This window comes from Micromonospora sp. SYSU B005 (assembly GCF_055362685.1).
In genome coordinates this window covers 25,376-43,565 of the sequence record NZ_JAXCFU010000010.1, presented here as the reverse complement: position 1 = coordinate 43,565, position 18,190 = coordinate 25,376, and the positions used below count along the sequence as shown (strand labels likewise).

15 protein-coding genes are annotated in these 18,190 nt (G+C 72.9%); 5 read left to right on the top strand and 10 right to left on the bottom strand.

Annotated elements, in window-relative coordinates; genetic code table 11:
- Positions 1–20: 20 nt before the first annotated feature.
- The 3 genes from SM452_RS22045 to SM452_RS22035 all read right to left on the bottom strand — a co-directional run bounded on the left by SM452_RS22045 (position 21) and on the right by SM452_RS22035 (position 2,925).
- Positions 21–1,490, bottom strand: a complete 1,470-nt coding sequence (locus SM452_RS22045) for a family 43 glycosylhydrolase (protein ID WP_463840583.1) — start codon at positions 1,488–1,490, stop codon at positions 21–23.
- A gap of 172 nt (positions 1,491–1,662) precedes the next feature.
- Positions 1,663–2,118, bottom strand: coding sequence for an OsmC family protein (locus tag SM452_RS22040; RefSeq protein WP_463840582.1), 456 nt, complete (start codon positions 2,116–2,118; stop codon positions 1,663–1,665).
- 9 nt (positions 2,119–2,127) lie between these two features.
- Positions 2,128–2,925, bottom strand: coding sequence for a TIGR02452 family protein (locus SM452_RS22035; RefSeq protein ID WP_463840581.1), 798 nt, complete (start codon positions 2,923–2,925; stop codon positions 2,128–2,130).
- 214 nt (positions 2,926–3,139) lie between these two features.
- On the opposite strand from SM452_RS22035, the gene SM452_RS22030 reads away from it, so the two are divergent.
- Complete coding sequence (locus tag SM452_RS22030) at positions 3,140–4,249, top strand: carboxypeptidase-like regulatory domain-containing protein (RefSeq protein WP_463840580.1); 1,110 nt, start codon at positions 3,140–3,142, stop codon at positions 4,247–4,249.
- On the opposite strand, the gene SM452_RS22025 is transcribed toward SM452_RS22030, so the two are convergent.
- The 7 genes from SM452_RS22025 to SM452_RS21995 are packed head-to-tail and all read right to left on the bottom strand — an operon-like array spanning position 4,209 to position 12,949.
- Positions 4,209–5,489 carry a sensor histidine kinase gene (locus SM452_RS22025; RefSeq protein WP_463840579.1) on the bottom strand — a complete coding sequence of 427 codons (1,281 nt, stop codon included), beginning with the start codon at positions 5,487–5,489 and terminating at the stop codon, positions 4,209–4,211. The genes SM452_RS22030 and SM452_RS22025 overlap by 41 nt on opposite strands.
- On the bottom strand, positions 5,489–6,160 hold the full coding sequence (locus SM452_RS22020; RefSeq protein WP_262014212.1) for a response regulator transcription factor: 672 nt from the start codon (positions 6,158–6,160) through the stop codon (positions 5,489–5,491). Before SM452_RS22020 ends, SM452_RS22025 begins: the two co-directional genes overlap by 1 nt.
- Positions 6,161–6,212: 52 nt before the next feature.
- A complete protein-coding gene (locus tag SM452_RS22015; RefSeq protein ID WP_262014211.1) occupies positions 6,213–7,481 on the bottom strand; it encodes a cation:proton antiporter in 1,269 nt (422 codons plus the stop codon).
- Entirely contained in the window at positions 7,478–8,809 is a 1,332-nt protein-coding gene (locus SM452_RS22010) for a cytochrome P450 (protein WP_463840578.1), read from the bottom strand. The genes SM452_RS22015 and SM452_RS22010 overlap by 4 nt, the downstream gene beginning before the upstream one ends.
- On the bottom strand, positions 8,806–9,882 hold the full coding sequence (locus tag SM452_RS22005) for an alpha-hydroxy acid oxidase (RefSeq protein WP_262014209.1): 1,077 nt from the start codon (positions 9,880–9,882) through the stop codon (positions 8,806–8,808). Before SM452_RS22005 ends, SM452_RS22010 begins: the two co-directional genes overlap by 4 nt.
- A gap of 1 nt (position 9,883) precedes the next feature.
- Entirely contained in the window at positions 9,884–11,449 is a 1,566-nt protein-coding gene (locus SM452_RS22000; protein ID WP_262014208.1) for an NAD(P)-binding domain-containing protein, read from the bottom strand.
- Positions 11,450–11,461: 12 nt separating this feature from the next.
- A complete protein-coding gene (locus SM452_RS21995) occupies positions 11,462–12,949 on the bottom strand; it encodes an aromatic amino acid ammonia-lyase (protein WP_463840577.1) in 1,488 nt (495 codons plus the stop codon).
- A 63-nt stretch (positions 12,950–13,012) separates the two neighbouring features.
- Here SM452_RS21995 and SM452_RS21990 point away from each other — a divergent pair, with 63 nt between their 5' ends.
- From SM452_RS21990 to SM452_RS21975, 4 genes are all read left to right on the top strand, one after another.
- Positions 13,013–14,557: an NAD(P)-binding domain-containing protein gene (locus SM452_RS21990; protein ID WP_463840576.1), complete on the top strand. Its 1,545-nt coding sequence runs from the start codon at positions 13,013–13,015 to the stop codon at positions 14,555–14,557.
- On the top strand, positions 14,547–15,968 hold the full coding sequence (locus tag SM452_RS21985; protein WP_463840575.1) for a class I adenylate-forming enzyme family protein: 1,422 nt from the start codon (positions 14,547–14,549) through the stop codon (positions 15,966–15,968). Before SM452_RS21990 ends, SM452_RS21985 begins: the two co-directional genes overlap by 11 nt.
- 25 nt (positions 15,969–15,993) lie before the next feature.
- Entirely contained in the window at positions 15,994–16,410 is a 417-nt protein-coding gene (locus SM452_RS21980; RefSeq protein ID WP_355513161.1) for a hypothetical protein, read from the top strand.
- Between the two features lie 250 nt (positions 16,411–16,660).
- Complete coding sequence (locus SM452_RS21975) at positions 16,661–18,190, top strand: copper resistance CopC/CopD family protein (RefSeq protein WP_463840574.1); 1,530 nt, start codon at positions 16,661–16,663, stop codon at positions 18,188–18,190.

Sequence of the window (18,190 nt, the reverse complement as noted above, 5' to 3'; positions counted from 1 at the left end):
GTGCCGGGGCGCCGGCCGGATCAGTACACGTAGGGCCAGGCAGCGGCGTCGTAGCCGATGCGGTTGACGCCGAGCAGCGACGCGCCGTCGTCGGCGTAGTAGTGGTAGAAGAGGACGTCGCCGTCGGTGTCGGCGAGGACCGCCTGGTGGCCGGGGCCGTGCACGCCGCCGTGCGAGGCGAGGATCTGCGTGCCGCCGCCGGCGAGCATGTCCCGGCCGGTGCGGTCCACGAACGGCCCGGTGGGGCTCGCCGAACGACCGACCATGATCCGGTACGTGCTGGCGGCGCCCTGGCAGCATCTGTCGAACGAGACGTACAGGTAGTACCAGGCACCCCGCTTGACCAGGACGGGCGCCTCGATGCCGGGGCCGTAGTCCGCGAGCGCGTACACGGCGGTGCCGAGCCGGCGTCCGGTGGCCGGGTCGATCGGGATCATCTTGATGCCGGACCAGAACGAGCCGAAGGTGAGCCACCAGCGGCCCTGCTCGTCGACGGTGAGGTTCGGGTCGATGGCGTTGAAGTCGTCGGTGGTCCGCGACTCGACGACCAGCCCTTCGTGGGTCCAGCTCCCGGCATTGCCGGTGGTGCTGGTCGCGAGGAAGATCGCCGAGCGGTTGGAACCGAACGTCGACGCCGAGTAGTACAGGTGGTAACGCCCGTTGCGGTACGACAGGTCCGGCGCCCACAGGTTGCGCGCTCCCCCGGTGTACGTGGTGGTCCACGGCGCGCCACCGGGGAAGACGGCGCCCGCGTTGCGGAAGGCGATCCGGTCGGCGGAGGTCTTCAGCGCGATGCCGTCACCGGTGTGCGCGACGAGGTAGGTGCCGTCGGGTCGCTTGACCACCGTCGGATCGTGGACCCCGATGTCCCCGGTCACCCGGCCGGGCTGCGGGTAGGCCGGTGCCGGGCTGGTCGGTGCCGGGGTCGTGGGCGCCGGTGTGGTGGGCGTGCCGCCGCCCAGCCGGATCAGCTGCCACTGCTGGTTGGCGCCGTCCAGATCGGTGTAGCCGGCCAGCCGCCCACCGTCGGCGTTGGACCACTGCCACACGTCGACGACCTTGCCCCACTGCCGGTTCACGAACCGCACGAACCCGCCCGCGGAATCCTGCAACCGGAACTGCTGGGTGGCCGACGACCGGTCGGTGCTCTGCACGAGCTGGGTGCCGTCGCCGCCGCTCGGCAACTCCAGCACCTTCCCGCTGTGCCGGGACCGCACCTTGTAGAACCCGCCGCCGGCGTCCACGAACTGCCACTGCTGCACGGCGAGGTCGTTGCGCGTCCACTGGTTCACCGGGGCGTTCTCCGCCGTCGACCAGTCGTACAGGTCCATCGCCTTGCCGCTGTGCCGGTTCACGACCACGTACGACGCGGACGTGTCCACGGTCGCCGCCGACGCCGGGGGCATCCCGGCCACCACCCCCGCGGCGAGGACGGCCGCCGCCGCGACCACGACCGCGGCCGTACGCGTCGTCCGAGCGGTCCCTGTCACCGAAACCTCCTGAGCTCGGCCGCCGCCGGCCGGCTGCGGCGGCTCGCCTCGCCCGTGACGCTCATGGCAACGGCATTACCGCCGGGTTACGGCAATGTTCTCGTTAACATAGACGAGTGTCAAGGTGACGGGGACGGGGGCATCGACGCCCTTGGGCGGGCGACTCCGGCCGCTACCGCGGTCCGGTCGAGCCCGGGTCGGCAGTCGCGTCGGCGATGGAGACGGGAGTGCCCAGCTCCACGGTGCGGGACACGGTGCAGAGCCGGTCGTGCGACTGCTGCAGCGAGCGGGGCAGCACCTCACGGGCCCGGTCACCGTCCGCGCCGTCCGGGAACGTCACCGCGAACGTGACGGTGAGGTTCTCCATCCGGTTCCCGGCCTCCGGGTCGCGGATCTTGTCGCCGCTCACCGTGACGGCGAACCGGGTCGGTTCGGCGCGACGGCTCGTCACGTGGTCGACGTCCACAGCGGTGCAGCCGCCGAGGGCCGCCAGCAGCAGCTCCACGGGCGTGAAGGTCGCGTCCTCCCCCGTACCCATCGACAGCTCGCCGCCACGGGCGTTGCGCGCCACGTATCTGCCCACGCTGGTGCGCTCGATCTCCACCGACCGGAAGGTGTCGTCGCTCATGCGACGAACCTACCGAAAGCGTTCCGCGAACGTGCGGTACACCGGTGTGCCCGGCAGTCCGTCACGCACGGCGAACACCACGAGGTCGAACCGGCCGACCACCAGGAGCGCGTCGGCGAACGCGCCGGCCACCGCCTCCGGGTCGTTCCGGAACACCCCGCAACCCCACGCGCCCAGCACCACTGTGCGATGCCCGTGCGCGGCAGCGACCTCCAGCACGCGGCGGGCCCGCCGGGCCAGCACCGCCGGCACGTCCGCGGCGTGCTCCGGCTGGTTGCGCACGATCGCGCCCAGGTTCGGCGCCGCCGCGGTCAGGAAGGACGTGGTGTACGCCCGGTCGAGCAGGTTTCCCTTGTCGTCGCGGAACACCGGCACGCCCGGGGAGTAGACGACCCGGTCGCTGTACCGCAGGTCCCGCTGCCCCCTGTGGAAGGCGTAGAAGTCGGGCGCCGCGAGCAGACACGGGTACAGCGCGGACGAGCGGGCGATGCTCTCCTCCTGCGCCTTCGCGCCGCCCAGGAACCCGCCGCCCGGGTTCTTCGCCGACGCGAACACCAGACACGCCGCGCCGGGCCCGAGCCGGCGGGCCGCCTGCAATGTCGACTCGTGCGTCACCTCCACATCGCCGGCGCCGGGCTTCGCGCCGTCGAGGTGCAGGACCTCGTCCGGCAGGTGCTCACGGGTGCCGTCGACCGCGGCGCGTGCCGCCGCGTCGATCGCGATGTCCTCGCCGGCATCGTTGCGGTAGCGTCCCGCTTCGGCGATCGCGACCGTCTGCCGGGCGATCTCGCGGAGGCGACTGCTCATCCGGCACACCCGTCGATGTCGTACATGATCGGCAATCTAGGCATCCCTCAGCGCGCCGGGCAACCGATTAGCAGTCGCCGGAACGGACCTGTCGATTCCCGTGGCCGGCCCGCCGCGGTCATCGGGGCGGGTCGCGCCACCCGTCCCGCACAGGGCATAGTGGCCCGCGGCTCCATCGACCGATGTTGCCCGCTCTCGGCGGAGGTGGTGGGAAGTGACGACGCGCTCACGTGTCCGACGGGCCCGGGCGGCCGCACTGGCCATGCTGGCCGGAGGGACGCTCGCGGTGGCGGCGGCACCGGCGACGGCCGCACCGGAGACGGTGAGCATCCTGAGCGTTTCGGCGGAGAACGTGAAACCCCGCGAGACGGTACGCGTGCAGTTCCGCGTCACCAACAGCGGACGCCGGGCCGAGACGGCCATCGTGGTGGTGGGCGGCGGCCTGCGGTGCGCCACCGGCTGCCGGGCGGAGCCGACTCTCGGTCCCGGCCAGAGCCGGACCTTCGACGCGACACTCGTCGCCCCGGATGCCCGCCCGGGCGAGACCACCGGCCTCAACATCTCGATCGGCGTGCGGCTCGCCGGGCAGAACAGCTACGCCTACAAGATGGTCTACGTCCACGGGGCGGGTGCCTCGCCCACCGGCGGGGCCGCACCGGCGGCCGGGGTGAGCGGGGTCTCCGGCCGGGTACGCGACGCCGACGGAAAGGCGATCGGCGGCGCGGACCTGACCATCCGGGACAGTGCCGGTCACGAGTACCGGACGACCAGCGACCGCAGCGGCCAGTTCTCGATCACCGCCAGGGCCGGCCGGACGATCGCGGAGGGATCCATCACGGTCCGCGCGTCCATGGACGGCTACCGCACCGCCCGCGCGACCGTACGGGGCAGGGCCGGTGACGTCGCCACCGTACGACTGACCCTTGCCGCGGTGGCCACGCCGGCCACGGCGTCGCCGTCGCCCGCCGAGGAGGCGAGCCCTCCCGCCGCGGCGGCCGGCGACGACCTTCCCGCGGCCGCGCCGCCCACGCTCAAGGCCACCGGCGAGGAGATCGGCAGTACGTCGATGTTCCTCCTGGGCGGCCTGCTGGTCGCCGCGGGCCTGGGCGCGCTCGCACTGGTGCTGGTGCGGCGCAGGAGCGCACCGGGCGCGGCGGCTGAGGCGGCGACTCCCCCGGCGGCCCGGCTGCCGGCCGGCGGGAACCTGGCCGACGCGCCGACCGCGATCCTGCACCTCGGGCCTCCCGGCGGTGGGCCGGAGAACGCGCTCCACGATCCGGCGCTCACGTACCGGCGCCGAGCTGCCACACCCGGAGGTTCCTGATCCGCGAGGCCCTACTCGTAGTGCCCGGCGATCGCGTCCGGGGCAGGCGCACCGTGAATCGGGCTCCCCGCCCTGGACGGCCCTCGGCCTCGATCGTGCCGTGGTGGCTCGTGACGACCTCCTGGAGCAGCGTCAGCCCCAGACCGAAACGCCGGTCCCCGGCGCCCGCGCCCCTGTGGAACCGGTCGAAGATCCGCCGGGCGTCGGCCTGGTCGAACCCCTTGCCGGTGTCGGCGATGACGAACTCGGCGGCGTCGCCGGCGGCCCGCAGCGTCACGTCGATCCGGCCGCCCGCCGGCGTGTGGGCCAGCGCGTTCGCGAGCAGTTCGCCGACGACCCGGCGCAGGGCCGACTCGATTCCCGGCACCGGCAGCGGGTCGCCGGGGGTGTCCAGGGTGAGGGTGACCCGGCGCTCGGCGGCGCGGTCGCTCTCGGCGGCGACCGTCGTCCCGACCAGCGAGGTGAGGTCGACCGGCGGATCCGGTTCCCGGTCGGCGGGAGCGGCGGCGAGCCGGGCCGAGAGCAGCAGGTCGTCGACGATCTCGCCGAGCCGGCGGGTGGCGCCGACGAGGCGTTCCAGGTCGTCCAGGTTCCTGGCGGTGCCGTCGTGGCGCGCCCGCCGCGCGAGCAGTTGGGCGCGGGTGTGCACCTGGGCGATCGGGGTTCGCAGTTCGTGGCTGGCGTCGGCGACGAAGCGCCGCTGCCGGGTCAGCGCCTCCGCGAGTGGCGCGACGGCCCGGCGGCCGACGAGCACACCGGTCAGCATGGCGGCGAGCAGCCCGGCCACCGCCGCGAGGCTGAACGCGAGCAGGAGGTGCCGGCGGTCGGACAGCTGGAACCGGGCGTCGAACACCGCCTGGACGACGGTGTCGCCACGGGCCTCGGTGCGCACGTGGTAGGTCGTGCCGTTACGCGCGACGGTGGTGGTCTCGGTGGCCCGGGTGGCCGCCACGGTGTCCAGCGCGTCGCGCAACGGGAAGCCGGGTGGTGGCGGGTTCGCGCCGGTGCGCACGGTGGCGCCGTCGTACTGGAAGATCCAGCTGCAGGCGGGCGGCCCGGCGATCGTGCCGTGTTCGGTGCCCCACGTCAGCTCGCGCTGGATCTGCGCCTCCTGGCCGCGGACCAGGACCGCGTAGGAGATGCCGCCGGCCAGCAGCAGCAGGGCCCCGATGGTCAGCCCGACGAACAGGCCGATCCGCAGCCGGGTCCGCCGGACGATCGCCCGCTCGGACGCCTCCATCAGAGCGTTCCGAGGCGGTAGCCGAGCCCGTGCACGGTGCGGACCACGGCACGGCCGAGCTTGCGCCGGAGGTAGTAGACGTAGGTGTCCACTATCGACGCCGCGGCGGCCTCCTCGAAGACCTTGCGGCGCAGCACGGCGCGGGGATGGACGGCGTTCGGCCGGGCCGCCAGCACCCGCAGCAGCTCGAACTCGCGGGTGGACAGCGCCACCCGGGTGCCGTCGGCCAGCACCGCTTCGCGTGGCGCCAGGTCGAGCCGCCCGGCGCCGATGCGCAGCACGTCGGTCGGCTCGGGTGTACGCCGGCACAGCGCCCGGACCCGTGCGCTCAGCTCGTCGAGGTCGAAGGGTTTGACCAGATAGTCGTCGGCGCCCGCGTCCAGCCCGGCGATGCGGTCGTCGACAGCGCCGAGCGCGGTGAGCATCAGGGTCCGGGACGGGACCGCCCGGGCGCGCAGCCGGGTGACCAGGTCGAGTCCGTCGAGCGCCGGCAGCATCCGGTCGATGACCATCACGTCGTACGACCGGGTCAGCCCGAGATGCAGGCCGCGCTGGCCGTCGAAGGCCCGGTCGACCAGATAGCCTTCCTGACCCAGCGCCTCGGTGAGCATCTCGGTCAGGTCCGCGTCGTCCTCGACCAGCAGCAGCCGGTTCGATCTTCCGCCCCGCATATGTTAACGATCTCATAGATGAGAGCCGATGGAGGCATCAGTATTTGCCTCTTCAACTATCTGAAACCGCGAGCGCCGGTGTGCGTACGGTCGCGGGCTGCCGGGCCTCACGTCGCTCGATCCAGCTCAGCACCGGCGTCGTCATCAGCGTGGTGACCAGCGCGACGAGTACCAGCACGGTGAACAGGGCCGGGTTCACGATGCCCGCCTCCAGCCCGACGTTCAGCGCGATGAGCTGCATCAGGCCACGGGCGTTCATCAGCGCGCCGACCCGCAGCGCGACACCCGGCGGCTCGCCACGGAGCCGGGCCGCCGCCCAGCAGGCGCCGAACTTGCCGGCGATCGCCGCCGTCACGCAGGCGAGCGCGAACAACAGCACCGGCAGGGAGCCGAGCAGACCGAACTCCGTCCGCAGCCCCGAGTAGGTGAAGAACAGCGGCAGGAAGAGCGTCGCGGCGACCGGGGTGAGCGTGTCCACCACCCGGTCGGTGTTCTCGGTGCGGGGCATCACCACGCCGACCGCGAACGCGCCGAAGACCGCGTACAGGCCGATCTCGTCGGTGTACCAGGCGACCAGGAAGAGCAGTGCGACGGTGCCGAGCAGCCGCGCGCGGTCGTTGAGGGCCCGGTGGGTCATCAGCGTGGAGGCGGCCGCCCGCCCGCCGAACCAGAGCACCAGTCCGAACAGGACCGCCCCGCCCACGGTGACGAGCGCGGGACCGGCCCGGCCGGACGCGAAGGCCAGCACGGCGGCCAGCATGATCCAGGCCACCACGTCGTCGATCGCGCCGCTGGCCAGGGAGAGGGTGCCGTGCCGGGTGCCGGCGTGCCCGTGTTCGGTGATGATCCGGGCCAGCATCGGGAACGCGGTGATGGCCAGGGCGACGCCGACGAACGCGGCCGAGACCCCGAGTGACGTCCCGTCGGCCTGGATCGGCACGGCGCCCGCCGTCACCAGGACCAGCAGCACCCCCAGCAGGAGCGGCGCGGTGACCCCGGCCAGCGAGACCACGCCGGCGGTGCCGGCGAGCCCGGTGACCCGGTGGGCGCTGAACGCGTACCCGGCCTGGAACATGAACAGCACCAGGCCGACCTGACCCACGACGTAGAGGACCGGGAGCAGGGGTGCCGGGAACAGGGCGTCCTGCACGTCCGGCAGGAGGAGCCCGAGCAGCGACGGCCCCAGGAGGACGCCGGCGAGCATCTCGCTGACCACGGCGGGCTGACCCGCCTTGCCGAGCAGCCACGCGACCCCTTTGCAGAAGATCAGGATCACCGTGACCGCGATGAAGAACCGTGGCGCCAGCTCCGTTGGTGTCATCGGACAGCCCTCTCGAAGTAGTCGGTGCACAACCGCTGCCGGCGGGCGTCGAGCACCATCCAGGTGCCGAACACCAACTGCCGGACACTGCGGCCCACGTCGGCCCACCGGTCCCGCGACCGCATCGCGGCCAGCCGCAGCCGCCCCGGGACGGTGGACCCGGCCGGAGTCAGGTACGCCGGACCCCGGCTGGGCAGCGAGCGGGTGTGTGACGCGGAGGAGGTCAGGACGTACCGGCGCAGCACCTCACGGGTCGCGGCGCGCATCATCACCGGCGCGACGCCGCGGGCCGGGCAGGCCCGGTTCGCAGTGACCCCGTACGGGATGAAGTGCGCGTCGCCGCGCTTGAGCGTCAGCCACCGGTCCGGGTCGAACCGGTCGTCGCCGGCGGCTCCGCCGCGGTGGAACGCCAGGTAGTTGAAGAGCAGTACGGTTCCGGCGGGCAGGGACACGCCGGTCGGCAGCGTGATCGGCGCGGACGTGATCCGGTGCGCCACGCCGAAGAGCGGATGCACCCGCAGCGTCTCGTCGATCACCCGGTCCAGCGCCTCGTCGTCGTCGAGTCCGCGCTGGAGGCCGGGATGGGTGGCGAGGGCGAGCAGCACGTGCGCCATCGCCTCGGACATCTGCACGACGGCGGTGTTGAAGAAGGCACCCTGGAGATACCAGGCCGTCTCCCGGGTGGTGAACGGCGGCGGCAGCGTCACCGGGCAGGTCCCCGCCTCGATCCGGTCGTGCAGGTACCGGGTCAGCCGGTCGCGCCGCCGCATGTGCCGCAGGCCGGTGCACTTCAGCCCGTTGACCACGTCCTCGGCGTTGGCGACGATCAGTGCCCGCGCGTCCGGCGGGCACGCCTCGCCGAAGACGAGTTCGTAGTAGACCTCCGCCCAGACCGGCATCATCAGGTCGCGCAGCCGGACGTGGCTGGTCCGGTCGGCGGGCAGCCGGTCGAGCGCGCGCCGGGTGGCGGCGGTCGCGAGGTCGTCGCAGCGCTGACGGCGTATCGCGAGCACCCGCCGGGTCGTCGCGGCCACGGTCCGGTACCGCTCCCCCGGCTCCAGATGCTCCTGGTGCATGTGCGGCCCGGGCGCCAGCCAGTACCAGAACAGGTCCGACAGCCCGGCCCCGCGACTGCGGCCGTCCGCCGCCGGATCGGAATACACCCGCTCGAAGTGCTCCATGCCGACTGTGGGGCCCGGCACCGGTACGCCCTCGACGCCGTTGACGGTGACGAACACCCACTCCCGCAGCCGGACCACCGTCCGGGGCAGCCAGTACGGCAGGGTCCACGCCACGCCGACCCCCGCCAGGACGATCAGGGCGCTCATCCGCACGCCACCGTGGCGACCAGGTCGGCGCTCAGGTCGGCCGGACCCGCGGCGCCGACCAGCGCCAGCGCCCGGTCGAGGTCGGCCTGCAGCAGGTCGAGCACGTGGCGTACCCCGGCGGCGCCGCCCACCGCGAGCCCCCACAGCACCGGGCGGCCGACAAGCACGGCGCTCGCGCCGAGCGCCAGCGCCACCAGGACGTCGGTTCCCCGGCGGACGCCGCCGTCGAGCAGCACCGGCAGCCGCCCGCCGACGGCCTCCACCACGGCGGGCAACGCGTCCAGGGTGGCGAGCGCGCCGTCGAGCTGCCGGCCGCCGTGGTTGGAGACCAGCAGACCGTCGAGACCGTACGAGACGGCAAGCGCCGCGTCAGCCGGATGCAGCACCCCCTTCAGCAGGATCGGCAGCGTGGTGACCTCGCGCAGCCAGGCGATCCGGGCCCAGTCCAGCCCGGCGTCCATCCCGATGTCGCGCACCCGGCCGCTCGCGTCACGCATGTTCTCGCAGACCATCCCCGGCGGCAGGTCGGCGAAGCCGTGCCGCAGGTCGCGTTCCCGCCGCCCGAACACGGGCGAGTCGACGGTGACGACCAGGGCGGTGCAGCCGGCCGCCTCGGCCCGCCGCACCACGAGCGCGGTGAAGTCGAGGTCCGCCTGCGGGTAGAGCTGGAACCACAGCGGCCCGCCGGCGGCGGCTACCTCCTCGACCGGCCGGGTGGCCGCCATGCTGACCACCATGATCGTGCCCGCCTCGGCGGCGGCGCGTGCGGTGGCCACCTCACCCTCGGGGTGGGCCAGCCGGTGGAACGCGGTCGGCGCGATCAGCACCGGCATCGAGATCCGCGTGCCGAGCAGCGACGTCCGCAGGTCGCGCCGGCCCGCGCCGCGCAGGACGCGGGGCACCACGTACCGCCGGCTGAAGGCCGCCTCGTTGGCGCGGACCGTGCGCTCCTCGCCCGCTCCACCGGAGAAGAAGTCCCAGTGCACCGGGTCCAGCCGGCCGCGCGCGTCGGCGGCCAGCTCGGCCAGGTTCAGCGCCGGGCCGTCCAGCGCCGTGCCCTCCGGCGGGCGCATCTCAACCCTCGGCACGGCTCAGGCAGCTGTCGACGAACGCGACGAGCGGCGCGACGTGCGTCTCCGGCCGGTCCCACCGGTTCTCCAGGTTCTCCGCGAGGTGGTGGGTGGCGACGACCTGGCCCGCCCGGTGGTGGCGGACGACCGGATGCAGGTAGGCGGCGTCGTGGGCCTGACCGGGGACGTCCTGGGCGACCCGGCTGACAGTGATGTCGAACGGGTCCACCCGGTCGTGGTCGGGGCCGTACTCGAGGGTGACGACGAAGGCGTCCGTGTAGTCGTGGTCGGCGGTGCGCAGGCCGGTGCCGGTGAAGTACTCGACCGGCACCTCGTCGTGGTAGCGCGCGTCGGATCCGGCCACGGTGACCACGTCGCCGAGGAAGCCGAACTGCTGCCACAGGGCGGAGGTGCGGTTGACCCGCGCGACGACGGCGTCGGCGATCGACTCCGCTGTGGCATCAAGCTTCTCCGCCGGCCACGGCGTGTCCCCGTACCGTCGCTCCAGGATCCGGTGCAGCGCCCGGACGGCGTACCGGAAACCGTGGATGAAGCCGCTCGTGGAGCGTTTGAAGTCCCGTTCCTGGCTGATCGTGCCGGCGAAGTAGAGGCCGGGAACGTTCACCGACTCCCACGCCGGGGTCTGCGCCGGGAAGCGGTCCCTGATCGCGAGCGCCGGCCGGCAGGTGTCGTCGAAGACGGACGCGTCGAAGGCGAACCCGGTGCAGACGAGCACCCGGTCGTACCGCAGCTCCTTGACCACCTCGTTCGCCCGGGAGAACGAGAACGTCACCGTGTAACCCGCGTCGTCGCGCTCGATGCGTCTGACCTCGCCGTCCAGGATCGCGTTCGCCGACTTCAGCTGGTACGTGTCCAGGAAGTTGTTGTTCACCGCGCGCAGGTGCCCCACGTAGTGCGTACGCCAGGCCATCCGCACCGAACTCGGCCCGGCGACGTGGATCAGCGTGGTGGTCTCCATCAGGTTGTCGGCGGTCTCGAACGCGGAGTTCCCCTTGCCGATGATCAGCACCTTCTGGTCGAGGTAGTCGCGCGGGTCGACGGACATGTCCGCGTACTGCTCGGCGAGTTCGAGCCCGGGGATCTGCGGCAGGTACGGCCGGGACACGCCGGTGGCGACGATCAGCCGCCGCGCCCGGAAGACCTCCTCCCCCGCCCGGACCTCGAACACCCCGTCGGCCTTGCCGATCGACGTCACCCGGGTGCCGTACCGGACCCGTGCCCCCGTCTTCGCGGCGAAGTCCGCCAGGTAGCGGAGCATCACGTCGGCGTCCGGGAAGTACCGCTCGGTGTAGCCGGTGAACCGCAGCGCCGGGTCGTCGCTGAGCAGCGAGTTCCAGTCCAGCCGCAGGTTCAGCTCCGGGTCGTCGGAGCCGGTGTGCGGCTTGTTGATGGAGATCAGTTGCCGGTGGCGGGGATAGGTGGCGAAGAACGCCCCCGGGCCGTCCGCCTGTTCCAGGACCAGATAGTCGCGCTTGCCGTCGGCCTCCAGCAGAGCAGCGAGTTGCAGGCCCGCCGGCCCGGCCCCGACGATCAGATAGTCAAGCGTCATGTGCGCCCACCCTCAGGGAAGAGAAACGGAGAGATCCGCGATCACGTCGGCCGCGCGCCGCACGTCACCGTCCAGCGGCCGGTCGGGGTCGACCGGCGGTACGACAGCGGCCAGCGCCGCGAGCGCCTCGGCGCAGCCGGACGCGGTCGGCGTACGCGCGCCCACGTACGCGGCCTGGCGCAGCCCCAGTGCGAGCGACCCGACGACGAGGTGCAGCAGCCGGGCCTGGTCCAGTGCCCGCAGCGCGGCCTGGGTGCCGAGCGGGACGACGTCCTGGTTGTGCAGGTTGGTCGGCACGCTCTGCATGCTCGCGGGCATGGTGTCCCGGCGGATCTCGGTGATCAGCGCGGTCGCCGCCAGCTGCACCCCCTGGAGCCCGTGCTGCTGTCCCGGGCCGGCGGCCAGCATCGGCGGCAGGCCGCCGTTGCGGTTCGGGTCGACGAGCAGATCCAGTTGCCGTTCGGCGAGGTTGCCGACCTGCGCCACGACCATCGACAGCACGTCGGCGGCGAACGCGGCCGGCTGGCCGAAGAAGTTGCCGCCGTGCACCACGAGGTCGTCGTCGGGAAAGAACAGCGGGTTGTCGGTGACGCTCGCGAGGTCGGCCGCGACCACGGCGTCGACGTAGCGCAGGGCGTCCTCGGCGGCGCCGAGCAGTTGCGGCGTGCACCGGATGCTGTACGGCTCCTGCAACGGACGCGTGCCGGACGCGACGAGTCCGGCGCTGACGCGGCACATCCGCGCGCCCACGTCGATCGCGCCCGGATGGCCGTACGCGGCCAGCAGCCGGGCGTCGAGGAACTGCGTGTCGCTGCCGAGCAGATCGGCGAGCAGGCAGGTGAGCACCTGGACCGCCCGGTGTGCGGCGCGGACCGCGTCCAGCGCCAGCGCTGTCGCCGCGGTGGTCAGCGACGTCCCGTTGACCAGGGCGAGGGCGTCCCGGCCGTCCAGCGGCAGGGGTTCCAGGCCGGCCAGCGTCAGCGCCTCGCCCGCGGGCATCCGCACCCCGTCCAGGTAGGCGTGCCCCCGGCCCCGCAACGCCTGCGCCACCGCACCCAGCGGGATGAGGTCACCGCTGGCACCGACCGAACCCAGCCGGGGCATCGCGGGGACGAACGTGGTCGCGAGCATCGCCGCGAGGGCGTCGATCACGTGCGGGGATACTCCCGACGCGCCCTGGGCCAGCGACGCGGCCCGCAGCAGCACTGTCGCGCGGACCACGTCCGGATCGATGTCCGGGCCCTGACCGGCGCCGAGGTGGGCGAGCGTGTTGTCGGCCTGGTCGCGCAGGTCGGCGCGGCCCGCGTACCCGACCAGGGCGCCGAAGCCGGTGGTGGCGCCGTACACCGCGCGGTCGTCGCCGAGCACCGCGGACAGGAACGTGCGGGCGGCAGTGACCCGGCCCCGGACCTGCGGCCCGACCACGACCTTGATCGGGTCGCGGGCGGCGCGGAGGTCGGCGATCCGCAGTGGGACATCGAGGTCCACCTCTGTCGTCATGCGATCGCACCCTAGAGACGAATTCTCAGAACGCTCTGAGATCGAGTCGCTACGTTGCGGCGCATGACGCTCGACTATCTGATCATCGGAGCCGGACCGGCCGGGTTGCAGCTCGCTCACCTGCTCGAGCGCGACGGCCGCGACTACCTGGTCCTGGAGGCCGGCCCGGCGCCGGGCACGTTCTTCGCCACCTACCCCCGGCACCGGCAACTCATCTCGATCAACAAGGTCTGGACCGGCTCCGACGACCCGGAGTTCAATCTGCGCGCGGACTGGAACTCACTGCTCACCGACGATCCGGCGCTGCTGTTCAAGAACTACAGCCGGCGCTACTTCCCGGACGCCGCGGACATGGTGCGCTACCTCGCCGACGTCGCCCGCGGCCTGCGGATCAGGTACGACACCCGGGTGTCAGGGGTCGCGCGCGACGGCGACCTGTTCACCGTCGACGCCGGCGACGACACGGTCACCGCCCACCGGGTGGTAGTCGCCACCGGCGTGTCCCAGCTCTACGTCCCGCCGATCGAGGGCGCCCAGCTCGCCGAACGGTACGACACGGTGAGCGTCGACCCGGACGACTTCACCGACCAGCGCGTCCTCATCATCGGCAAGGGCAACTCCGCGTTCGAGACCGCCGACGCGCTCGTCGAGACGGCGGCCGTCATCCACGTCGCCGGCCCGCACTCGATCAAGCTGGCGTGGCAGACGCACTACGTCGGGCACCTGCGCGCGGTGAACAACAACTTCCTCGACACGTACCAGCTCAAGTCGCAGAACGCGGTCCTCGACGGCACCGTCGAGCGGATCGTCCGGCGCGACGACGGCGGCTACCGGATCGACTTCCGGTACGCCCGCACCGTCGAGCGCATCCGGCAGATCGACTACGACCGGGTCATCCTCTGCACCGGATTCCGGTTCGACGCGGGCATCTTCGACCCGTCCGCCCGGCCCCGGCTCGTCATCAACGACCGCTTCCCCGAGCAGACCTCCGCGTACGAGTCGGTGAACGTGCCAGGCCTCTACTTCGCCGGCACGCTCACCCAGCAGCGCGACTTCAAGCGCTCGACGAACGGGTTCATCCACGGCTTCCGGTACGGCGTACGCGCCCTGCACCGGATCCTCGGCGCCCGCCACCACGACACGCCGTGGCCGGCCACGCCGCTGGAGGTCACCCCGGAGGCGATCGCGGACGCGATCATCGCGCGGATCAACCGCACCTCGGCGCTGTGGCAGCAGTTCGCCGTCCTCGGCGACGTCGTCGTCGTCGACGGCGACACCGCGCGCTACCACGAGGAGGTGCCCGTCGCGTACGTGCACGACGGCGGGCTGGGCCCGGAACCGTTCGCGTTCGTGGTCACCCTCGAGTACGGGCCGGACCACGACCAGGTCGACCCGTTCGACATCACGGTGCCGCGGATCGCCGAGAACGACGCCGCGCACGCCCACGACGCGAGCTACCTGCACCCGGTCGTCCGGGTCCATCGTGGTGGGACCGTCGTCGCGGTGCACCACCTCGCGGAGAACCTGGAGAACCACTGGAACCTGCCGGACGTGCACCACCAGCCGCTCGTGCTCTTCGTCAAGGGCGTCCTCTCCGATGCCGGCTGAGGTCTGGCCCCAGCCCGTGCTGGACCTGCTCGCCGCCGGTGACGACCGGCCGGTCTTCGAGGAGGGCGACCGGACCGTCACCACCGCCGAGATGTACCGGCTGGTCCGTCGCATCGCCGCCGGGCTCCGTGCCGCCGGGGCGGGCCCGGGCGTCGGGGTGGCCCTGCGGCTCGGTGTCACAGCGGAGGCGTTCGCGGCGATCATCGCGGCGTTCGCGGTGGGCGCCCGGGTCTCCGGGATCCGCCCCGACCTGAGCCCGGCGCACCGCGCCTGGCAACTCGGCGGCACCACGCTGCTGGTCGACGACGCCCGGGTCGCCGAACTGGCGCGCACCCCCGACGACGGACGGCCGCTGATCGCCGCCGGGCGCCCGGACGACGTCGCCCGGATCATCTGGACCAGCGGCAGCACCGGCAGCCCGAAGGGCTGCGCCCAGACGTACGCGGCGATGAGCGCGGCCTGGACCCCGTACCCGGATCGCTGGCCGCCGGCGGTCGCCGACCTCGCCACCCGGCTCCAGCGGTATCTGGTCTTCGGTTCGCTGAGCAGCCAGGTGATGCTGGAGTACGGCATCCTCACCCTGGCCGCGGGCGGCACCCTGGTCGCGGCCCGGCCCCCCGGTTTCCCCGGCATGATCGCCCGGCGCCGGGCGACCGCGAGCGTGATCACCGTGGGCAAGCTGTACCAGCTCGTGCGGGACCAGCGCAGCGACCCGGTCGACCTGAGCAGCCTGCGGGCCCTGCTGGTCTCCGGTTCCCCGCTCGCACCGGGCCGGCTCGCCGAGGCGCTCGACGTGCTCGGGCCCGTCGTCTACCACGGATACGGCCAGACCGAGACCGGCATGATCACGATGGTGACGCCGGCCGAGATGCTGGCGTGCCCGGCCGCGCTCGCCTCCGTCGGCCGGCCACCACCGGTGACAGCGCTGTCCATCCGGGACGCCGAGGGCCGTCCCGCCACCGAGGGCGAACTGTTCGTCCGCACACCGGCGCAGGCCGCCGCGTACTGGAACGATCCGGCCGAGAGCGCCGAGGTGTTCGCCGACGGTTGGGTCCGCACCCGGGACCTGGCCCGGCTCGACGGCGACGGCTACCTGCACCTGCTCGGCCGGATCCGGGACGTCATCATCGTCCACGCCAACCTGGTGTACGCGGGCCCGATCGAGCGGGTCCTCGCCGCCGATCCCACAGTCGCCGAGGCGTACGTCGTCGGGCGCCCCGACGACGTGACCGGGGAGGCGGTGCACGCGTACGTGGTGCCGGCCGCCGGTTGCGTACCGGATGCCGAGCGGCTGCGTGCGCTGGTGGCGAAGGCGCTGGGCGAGGCGTCGGTCCCGCAGACGATCCAGCCGATCGAGCGGGTGCCGACGGCACCGAGCGGAAAGCCGGACAAGCGCGCGCTGATCAGGTGAACCACCGATGGCCTAGCATCCGTGCATGGCCGTACTCGACGAGGCAGCGCAGCGTACCCGCACCCGGCTGCGGGGCACCGCTGTCGGATTCGCCGCCCTGTGGTCCGTCGCCCTCACCGCGTTCGCGGGCGTCAACCTCTGGGTCGGGCTGCGGAACCGGCCGTACCTGCTGCAGTACGGCAGCGACGCGGGTGACCGGTTCGGGACCAACGTCATGGTGCTGCTGTCGTGGCTCGGCATCGTCGCCACTGTCGGCCTCGCCACGTGGGTGACCGCGCTGATGGTGCTGACGCAGACCCCCGGCATGCACAAGGTGCTGCGAACCCGGGTCCGCGTGGCATCGGCCGTGGTGCTCGTCGGCACGCCGGTGGTCACCGTCGCCGCGCTCGTCCTCGCGTACGCGCTGATCGTGCCGCGGATCTACTCGGGAGTGCAGTTCTGAAGCCCGGGGTTCCGTCCGCCTCCGGGAACGAGGACGTGACGGGTCCCGGTCCGCATCCGGCCCGGCGAAACCGGAACCGCGCCGCTCGGCCACGACGTTGATCAGATCGACGCTCTACTACCAGCTCTTAGTAGTTCCCCTAGGATGGCGACCGCATCAGGTCGGAGCGATGGGCGCCGGGTCCATGTCTCCCTGACGAAGGGGATCAGTGGTGCCTCTCCCGCGGCGTCATCGGTCGTCGGCGCGTGGCGTGGCGCGGTGGCTGCTGCTCGTGTGGCTGGCGTGCTGTCCCGCCGTGTTCGTGGTGCTCGGGTTCGCGTCGCCGGCCGCCGCGCACTTCAAGCTGCTCAAGGTCGTACCGGCCGACGGCGCCCGCGTGGACGGCGCGGTCGCGGAGATCCGGCTGACGTTCAGCGCCCCCGGCACGCCCACCGCAGCCGGCTTCAAGCTCTCCCGCGAGGGTGCTGCCGTTCCGGTGACCACTCACACCCCCGACGGGGGCCGTACGTGGCTGGTCCACCCCTCCGCCGCGTTGACCGACGGGAAGTTCACGCTGCGCTGGAGCGTGGCCGCCCCGGACGCCCATCCGCTGACCGGCGACGTCACGTTCACAGTGGTCCCGGCCGACGCGTCACCGGGCGCGACCGCCGCCCCCCGGCCCACGGCCGGTTCGCACGGGCACAACGGTCACGGCGGACCGGCCGTTCCGTCGGCGTCGCCGCCGGCCCACTCCGGCGGGCACGCGGTGGGCCACACCGCCGACGCCGGCCAGGGTCCGGTGCGGTTGATCGGCACGGCGGGGCGCTGGCTGTCCTACGGGGCGATCCTGCTCGGCGTGGGTGGTCTCGTCTTCGCGCTGACCACACTGGTGGGTACGCGCAGCGACATCCGGCTGGTCCAGGTCTGGGTACGCATCGCCGGGCTGACGGTGGTGGCCGGCGTGCTGCTCGAACTGGCGGCGCTGGCGGCCGTGTTCGGCGGGGGCGGTCTCGCCTCGGCGGTCAGCGTGCAGGCGCTGACCGCGCTCAGCCGTACGCCGGTGGCCGCCGGACTTGGTCTGCGGTTCGCCGGCGCGGCCGGGCTGCTCGTGGCCGGTTCCCTGGAGGCGGCGCTGATCCGGGGCCGGCACGCGGTCGGGCGGCACGCCGTGGTGACGGTCGCCGCGATCCCCACCGCCCCTCGCCCTCTTGTCGTGCCGCCCACCGGCGACGTGAGCGGCGACGAGGCGCAGCGGGTACGCGCGCGAGCGGTCCGGCCGGTGCTCCTCGGCGTCACGGTGGCGCTGCTGCTCGGCTCGTTCCTGTTCGACGGGCACACCGTCACCGCCGGGCAACGGGCGATCGTCGTGGCGGCGGACGTGGCGCACACCGTCGCCGCGGCGGTGTGGGTCGGCGGCGTTCTGCTCCTGGCGGCGCTGCTGCTGGGGCGTGCGCGCCTCGGTGTGCCGACGGGCGCCGCCGAGATGGCGGTGCGCTTCTCCGTCCCGGCCACCGCGGCGGTGACGCTCACCGGCGTCGCCGGTGCCGCCCTGACGCTGGCGATCCTGGACCGGCCCGGTCACCTGGTGAGCACCGGATGGGGCCGGGTGCTCCTGGTCAAGGTCGCATTGGTGGCGGTCGTCGCCGTCGTCGGGCTCTACAACAGCAGACGGGTGGTGCCCCGGCTGGACCACCCCACCCCGGAGGGCATGCGTCGCCTGCGCCGCACGGTGCTGGCGGAGGCGGTGCTGATGGTCGCCGTCCTGCTGGCCACCGCGATCCTGGTCAACACCGGCATGTAG

Coding starts and splice junctions, on each gene's coding strand:
- SM452_RS22040 (WP_463840582.1), bottom strand. CDS start 2,118: ATGAGCGACGACACCTTCCGGTCGGTGGAGATCGAGCGCACCAGCGTG.
- SM452_RS22035 (WP_463840581.1), bottom strand. CDS start 2,925: ATGAGCAGTCGCCTCCGCGAGATCGCCCGGCAGACGGTCGCGATCGCC.
- SM452_RS22025 (WP_463840579.1), bottom strand. CDS start 5,489: ATGGAGGCGTCCGAGCGGGCGATCGTCCGGCGGACCCGGCTGCGGATC.
- SM452_RS22020 (WP_262014212.1), bottom strand. CDS start 6,160: ATGCGGGGCGGAAGATCGAACCGGCTGCTGCTGGTCGAGGACGACGCG.
- SM452_RS22015 (WP_262014211.1), bottom strand. CDS start 7,481: ATGACACCAACGGAGCTGGCGCCACGGTTCTTCATCGCGGTCACGGTG.
- SM452_RS22010 (WP_463840578.1), bottom strand. CDS start 8,809: ATGAGCGCCCTGATCGTCCTGGCGGGGGTCGGCGTGGCGTGGACCCTG.
- SM452_RS22005 (WP_262014209.1), bottom strand. CDS start 9,882: ATGCGCCCGCCGGAGGGCACGGCGCTGGACGGCCCGGCGCTGAACCTG.
- SM452_RS22000 (WP_262014208.1), bottom strand. CDS start 11,449: ATGACGCTTGACTATCTGATCGTCGGGGCCGGGCCGGCGGGCCTGCAA.
- SM452_RS21995 (WP_463840577.1), bottom strand. CDS start 12,949: ATGACGACAGAGGTGGACCTCGATGTCCCACTGCGGATCGCCGACCTC.
- SM452_RS21990 (WP_463840576.1), top strand. CDS start 13,013: ATGACGCTCGACTATCTGATCATCGGAGCCGGACCGGCCGGGTTGCAG.
- SM452_RS21985 (WP_463840575.1), top strand. CDS start 14,547: ATGCCGGCTGAGGTCTGGCCCCAGCCCGTGCTGGACCTGCTCGCCGCC.
- SM452_RS21980 (WP_355513161.1), top strand. CDS start 15,994: ATGGCCGTACTCGACGAGGCAGCGCAGCGTACCCGCACCCGGCTGCGG.